8 protein-coding genes and 1 pseudogene are annotated in these 4,885 nt (G+C 44.6%); 2 read left to right on the forward strand and 7 right to left on the reverse strand.

The annotated features are described in order from the left end of the window. Window positions 1–124: 124 nt before the first annotated feature. Window positions 125–1,258: a HetZ-related protein 2 gene (locus IQ242_RS16875; RefSeq protein WP_193960768.1), complete on the reverse strand. Its 1,134-nt coding sequence runs from the start codon at window positions 1,256–1,258 to the stop codon at window positions 125–127. 89 nt (window positions 1,259–1,347) lie between these two features. On the opposite strand from IQ242_RS16875, the pseudogene IQ242_RS16880 reads away from it, so the two are divergent. Next, window positions 1,348–1,437 (forward strand): annotated as a pseudogene (locus tag IQ242_RS16880) (helix-turn-helix domain-containing protein); the annotation flags it as partial. Between the two features lie 87 nt (window positions 1,438–1,524). Here the strand turns inward: IQ242_RS16880 and IQ242_RS16885 are convergent. The 6 genes from IQ242_RS16885 to IQ242_RS16910 form a co-directional block, all read right to left on the reverse strand. After that, window positions 1,525–1,746 carry a hypothetical protein gene (locus IQ242_RS16885; protein WP_193960769.1) on the reverse strand — a complete coding sequence of 74 codons (222 nt, stop codon included), beginning with the start codon at window positions 1,744–1,746 and terminating at the stop codon, window positions 1,525–1,527. A gap of 28 nt (window positions 1,747–1,774) precedes the next feature. Beyond that, on the reverse strand, window positions 1,775–1,849 hold the full coding sequence (locus IQ242_RS16890) for a type II toxin-antitoxin system HigB family toxin (protein ID WP_223210750.1): 75 nt from the start codon (window positions 1,847–1,849) through the stop codon (window positions 1,775–1,777). A 22-nt stretch (window positions 1,850–1,871) separates the two neighbouring features. Further along, the gene (locus tag IQ242_RS16895; RefSeq protein ID WP_002750184.1) at window positions 1,872–2,081 is read right to left on the reverse strand and encodes a type II toxin-antitoxin system HicB family antitoxin; all 210 of its coding nucleotides are present in this window, start codon (window positions 2,079–2,081) and stop codon (window positions 1,872–1,874) included. Beyond that, on the reverse strand, window positions 2,081–2,278 hold the full coding sequence (locus IQ242_RS16900; RefSeq protein ID WP_024968900.1) for a type II toxin-antitoxin system HicA family toxin: 198 nt from the start codon (window positions 2,276–2,278) through the stop codon (window positions 2,081–2,083). Before IQ242_RS16900 ends, IQ242_RS16895 begins: the two co-directional genes overlap by 1 nt. Window positions 2,279–2,556: 278 nt before the next feature. After that, complete coding sequence (locus IQ242_RS16905) at window positions 2,557–3,666, reverse strand: iron-containing alcohol dehydrogenase family protein (RefSeq protein WP_193960770.1); 1,110 nt, start codon at window positions 3,664–3,666, stop codon at window positions 2,557–2,559. Window positions 3,667–3,686: 20 nt separating this feature from the next. Next, window positions 3,687–4,244, reverse strand: coding sequence for a Ycf51 family protein (locus IQ242_RS16910; protein WP_193960771.1), 558 nt, complete (start codon window positions 4,242–4,244; stop codon window positions 3,687–3,689). On the opposite strand from IQ242_RS16910, the gene IQ242_RS16915 reads away from it, so the two are divergent. Next, complete coding sequence (locus IQ242_RS16915; RefSeq protein WP_193960772.1) at window positions 4,221–4,838, forward strand: 7-carboxy-7-deazaguanine synthase QueE; 618 nt, start codon at window positions 4,221–4,223, stop codon at window positions 4,836–4,838. The two genes, IQ242_RS16910 and IQ242_RS16915, sit on opposite strands and share 24 nt — an antisense overlap. The last annotated feature ends 47 nt before the right edge of the window (window positions 4,839–4,885 follow it).

A 4,885-nucleotide genomic window follows, 5' to 3' on the forward strand; every position in this document is an offset into this window, starting at 1 on the left:
ACTGATAACTGATAACTGATAACTGATAACTGATAACTGATAACTGATAACTGATAACTGATAACTGATAACTGATAACTGATAACTGATAACTGATAACTGATAACTGATAACTGATAACTGATTAGGTTTTTGTCCTGAGACTTTGGGCGCTTAGATAAAGTTGCGTCCATTCTTTGACCACTTGCGTGCGTTTAAAGTTTAATTCGCCGGCGATTTCCTCAAGGGTTTTACCCGCTTTTAAGCCATCGATAACGCTTTTACCCGTGGGAGAAAGGGCAGCATAGTAACTTTGCCATTGACTGAGAGTTAAGCCAAAATTATGCTCTTTCGGGCTGATTTGTAACCATTCAGCTATTAATTCTGTCCCTTCCTTGAGGGCAAAAACCTTAATCGCATGATAGCCAACTTTTTCCCGGAGACGATAAATCCGTTCGACGGGAATATTCATCGCTTTGGCGATCGCATCTTGGTTTTCGCCCCCTAGATAGAGGTTAAACCAAGTCACCGCCTCCGGACTAACATTTTCCTCTAGATACCTAGCAAAACTCTCTTGAACTTTTGCCCGTTGAATTTGCGCTTCTTGGGAAGTGCGTTCATCCTCGTAGATAGCGATCGCATTTTGCTCCAGTAAACTTAAGTTATTTTCCCCCTCATCGCCACTAATTTCATCGGAGAGAATCCGGATTATTTCTTGCTTCGGCACATTAGTGATACCGCTTCTCGATTGACGACGGAGATAATTAACAAAACGATAGGCTAACAGGGGTTGATTGCGGATCGGACGCAGAGCATATTCCTCCAAGGTGGCTAACAGCAGCTGATCGCGAGTAGCTTGATCGTTGCTACAACGAGCGATCCATGCTAACTGGGATTGCAGATAGCGATCGCTATTTAACATTTCTTGAATAACTTCCTGCAAGACATCGGCCACCGCTTGCCGACGATCGCGACTTAAGGAAACCCAAGTGCGAATTTTTTGCCGGAGAGTGACACAAGCACCGAGACGATCGATCAGGTTACGATAGGCACGGGTGGGACTAACCTTGAGATAGCGTTGCTGTAAAATTTGCCAAAGATAGACTAATCCCCGTTTAGCGATTTCTAAATCTCTCTCGTCTAAAGTTTCCCAACGTTGGCTATCTTCACCGAGTAACCAATTGATAATGGTATCCCGTTGGCGATCGGTTAAGGAGTCATCTGTTTGAGAGAGGATATCTTGCCATTGTTGCCTTAACTCGTCGATTATTGTCGTCATCGAAAAATTGAGTTCCAAACCCCGTCTTTTGAGGACGGCTTTAGTTTGAATATTAGCGCATTTACACGATATATGCTAGAACCTGAGCCATGGAGAAAGCCTATCGCTACCGATTTTACCCAACACCCGAACAAGATAGGACTCTAGGCAGAAGAGAAATAGGAATTGTGCGGAAAGTGCGCTCGCATCGCTTCCTAGGGTGTGTTCCCTGAAAACATGACAATTTCAAGGTTAACCAATATTTGGGAATGCACCACCCCTACCATTTATAATTCGGGAACATTTTCCTGTTCATAATTTTCTATTAATATTCCCAAAATTTCCATTAAAGAAGCAAGAGGATGATTTTCATTTTCTCCTATTTCATCTATCAAATTATCTAACATAATTACTAATTGTTCATATTCTGATTCGTTGCGAGGGATAAAGAGTATTTGCTTTAAGTTTGTCCAGGCTGGCCGTGTTTTCTCTAGATCTATCGTCGGCATTTTTTCACTCCTTCCATTTGTTTTTGTCCTATTCAGCATGAGTTAAAACTTCTCGAATATAAATTTTTTGTCGCTTGTAATGAATCGCCGCTATGAGTCTAATCTTATTTCCACCTTGGAACCCCCTAAGCTACATCTACATACTCACAGATCGACACTGATTCAGGAACAGTTAATCCATCTTCTTTTAAGCCTTCCAAATGAAAAATTATTGCCTCAGCAATTAATTGTTTAACTTCTTCTAATGTTTCTGCAACCGCAACACATCCGGGAAGATCGGGAACATAAGCACCGTAGCTATTTTCTCCTTTTTCAATAACAACTGCATATCGCATTATATTTTGTCCTCCTCAATTTGAGCTTGTCGCCATATATTTTTAAGAGTCCCAATAGGAACATCAACGCTGGATTTCCCCGATACCGTTACCGTACCAGATTTTGAGGGATGTTTATACTGCCTATGACTTCCTCGTGTTCTAGCAAGATACCAGCCATCCGCTTCTAACACTTTAATCACTTGTTTGACTTTCATGATTCTGGATTTTAACACAATCACATCGCCTCGCAGTGCCGTGTCCTCGTAGTTTGGGTTGAGCGAAAACGTATCAATTCGATTGTCTAAGCGAAACCCAACACCCCGAAGGGTCACTCCCGGTTAGGTTTCCTTACGTCAACCCAACCTGTAATTGAGGGGGGTACTTTATTCATGACTACAATGACCAACAAAGCAAAGGTTTGAGCTATCACCACTACAATCAAATCACTACTCACCCGCAGCAGACAAAGCCATAAATCCCGAAAATATTCCCGTTAATTAGCTTTAACTTTCTGCCCGATTGTATCGGCAGTGGTAGTAGAAACCATGGCCGCCATAACTTGTTCAGGGGAAACCGTAAAAGGTAAACGATGAATGTCCGAATTAGGCTGACAGGCAATTGCGGCCGCGTGGCGCAATTGGGCAAGGGAAACATCTTTTAATCCTAAATCCTCTAGGGATTTCGGTAAACCAATTTGTTCATAAAACTGGATTAGTTGCCCCCGGGCCGATACTGCTAATTGATTACCCAAAACTATTTCCTCTAGACGCAATTGGGCGAGAATTCCGTAGGCGACTTTTTCCCCGTGCAGGGCATGATGGCAAGCGGGAATATGGGTTAAACCATTATGAATCGCATGGGCGGCCACGGTGCGACAATTAGCGCCCCCTAAACCACCAATTACTCCGGCTAATAAAACGGTGGCATCTACCACCTGTTTCCAGTCCTCCCCGCCGATATTTTCCAGGGCTGCCGGGGATTTTTGGAAAAGAATATCCCGCAAAACCCGGGCCTGTTGGACAGCGGCAATAATCAGGGTTTCTGTGCAATGACCGCTACTGACGGAGGCTTCGTACCATTTAGCGATCGCATCGCCAATACCAGCGATTAAGGTTCTTTTCGGGGCAGTTTGGATAATACCGTAATCGAGAATTAATAAATCCGGACAACGGGCTAGGGACAGATCGTAGAGAAACGCCCCTGCGTCAGAATAAACGTTAGATAGGGCTGTCCAAGCGGCACAGGTAGCGGCGGAGGTGGGAATCGTGGCGATCGGCAAATGGCACTGATGGGCGAGTAATTTGGCCGTATCGAGGGCCTTGCCGCCACCCACACCGATGATAAAATCTGCCTCATGACTCTTGACAGATGCCTTTAAATATGCTAAGGAATTTTCCGAACAATCGGGGGCGTAACTGTGATAGCTAGGAGTGAGATTTTTCAGGGGAGATGACAAAAAAGCTAAATTGCGATCGCCGCCCACCACCAGGGGACGTTTACCCAAATCCGCTAACTTGCCGGTGGATTCTTCTAGGGCATTGTCACCCCGAATCACTTGTGCGGGGGCGATTAACAGGGGCAAAACAGCGACAGCATGGGACATTTTTTGACAACCTCTCAGGATTATTGGCTAAGTTTAGCGAAACTTTCGGGAAAAAGCTGTAGTTCAGGTGTATTATCACCCGGGGCGGAGAAGGATTTTTTAATCTGTCCTAAGTACAAAGGAGCAGATAAACCGGGCTGAGGGTGAACCAGAGTGCGAGCGCTAATGATAAATTGATTATTACCGCCAGCACCGGCGCGACCAGAGGAAAACAGGTCACTAGCGGCTTGTTTTAGGGTTGCTTCCACCTGCTCGGCAGTAACAGTATTGGGCAGGGAGATAACAGCTTGATTAGCTCCGTTATCATAGACAAGGGAGAATCTCACCGCTCCCGGAATTTCGGTACGAGTAAATAATCCTAACCCAAGACCGAAAATTCCGACCGTCAACACAGCCATAAAGCTAGTGACACCGACGAGACGAAAGCGGATTCCCCAACCGACGAGAAAAGCGATAATCGTGAGTACCAAAAAAACCAGCGTGGCAATACCAGACCATTGGATGTATTTGGCAAAGTTCAGGGGAATGTCCATATTTTCTATAATAATGATTCTATGAAAACGGTTAGCATAAACCATTGTACCTATCCTGTGGTCGAAACTTTCCATTCTGTCCAGGGCGAGGGCTTTTGGACGGGAAGCAATGCTTTTTTCCTCCGTTTGGGAGGTTGCGATGTCTATTGCCCTTGGTGCGACCAAAAAGAGTCTTGGAATGCCCACCGTTATCCACAACAATCGCTGCGGGAATTGGTTGAGATGGCAAAAGGGGCTAACCCCGCTATGGTGGTCATTACCGGGGGTGAACCTTTAATGCACAATCTTGATCCTTTGACCAAGGAATTAAAAAATCAGGGTTTACGGGTGCATTTAGAAACTTCTGGCGCTCATCCTTTTACTGGGGTTTTCGATTGGGTGACTTTTTCTCCTAAAACTTATAAAATACCCGATCCTAGTATTTATGCACGGGTGAATGAGTTAAAAATTGTTGTGGCTAATCCAGAGGATTTAGAATGGGCAGCTATGCAGGAAAGCAAGTTATCGCCAGGGGTGATTAAATATCTGCAACCCGAATGGAATAGGGTAGAAAGCAAAGAGTTAGTCTTTAATTATGTTCTCCGGCATCCCCAATGGCGCCTCAGTCTCCAAACCCATAAGTTTTTAGGAGTCCGCTAGTCAGTTATCAGTTATCAGTTATCAGTTATCAGTTATCAGTTATCAGT

This window comes from Microcystis sp. LEGE 08355, assembly GCF_015207185.1.
Taxonomy (GTDB): Bacteria; Cyanobacteriota; Cyanobacteriia; order Cyanobacteriales; family Microcystaceae; genus Microcystis; species Microcystis panniformis.

Bases quoted from the DNA above. Each gene is read 5' to 3' on its own strand.
- IQ242_RS16875 (WP_193960768.1), bottom strand. From the start codon at position 1,258: ATGACGACAATAATCGACGAGTTAAGGCAACAATGGCAAGATATCCTC.
- IQ242_RS16885 (WP_193960769.1), bottom strand. From the start codon at position 1,746: ATGCCGACGATAGATCTAGAGAAAACACGGCCAGCCTGGACAAACTTA.
- IQ242_RS16895 (WP_002750184.1), bottom strand. From the start codon at position 2,081: ATGCGATATGCAGTTGTTATTGAAAAAGGAGAAAATAGCTACGGTGCT.
- IQ242_RS16900 (WP_024968900.1), bottom strand. From the start codon at position 2,278: ATGAAAGTCAAACAAGTGATTAAAGTGTTAGAAGCGGATGGCTGGTAT.
- IQ242_RS16905 (WP_193960770.1), bottom strand. From the start codon at position 3,666: ATGTCCCATGCTGTCGCTGTTTTGCCCCTGTTAATCGCCCCCGCACAA.
- IQ242_RS16915 (WP_193960772.1), top strand. From the start codon at position 4,221: ATGAAAACGGTTAGCATAAACCATTGTACCTATCCTGTGGTCGAAACT.
- IQ242_RS16910 (WP_193960771.1), bottom strand. From the start codon at position 4,244: ATGGTTTATGCTAACCGTTTTCATAGAATCATTATTATAGAAAATATG.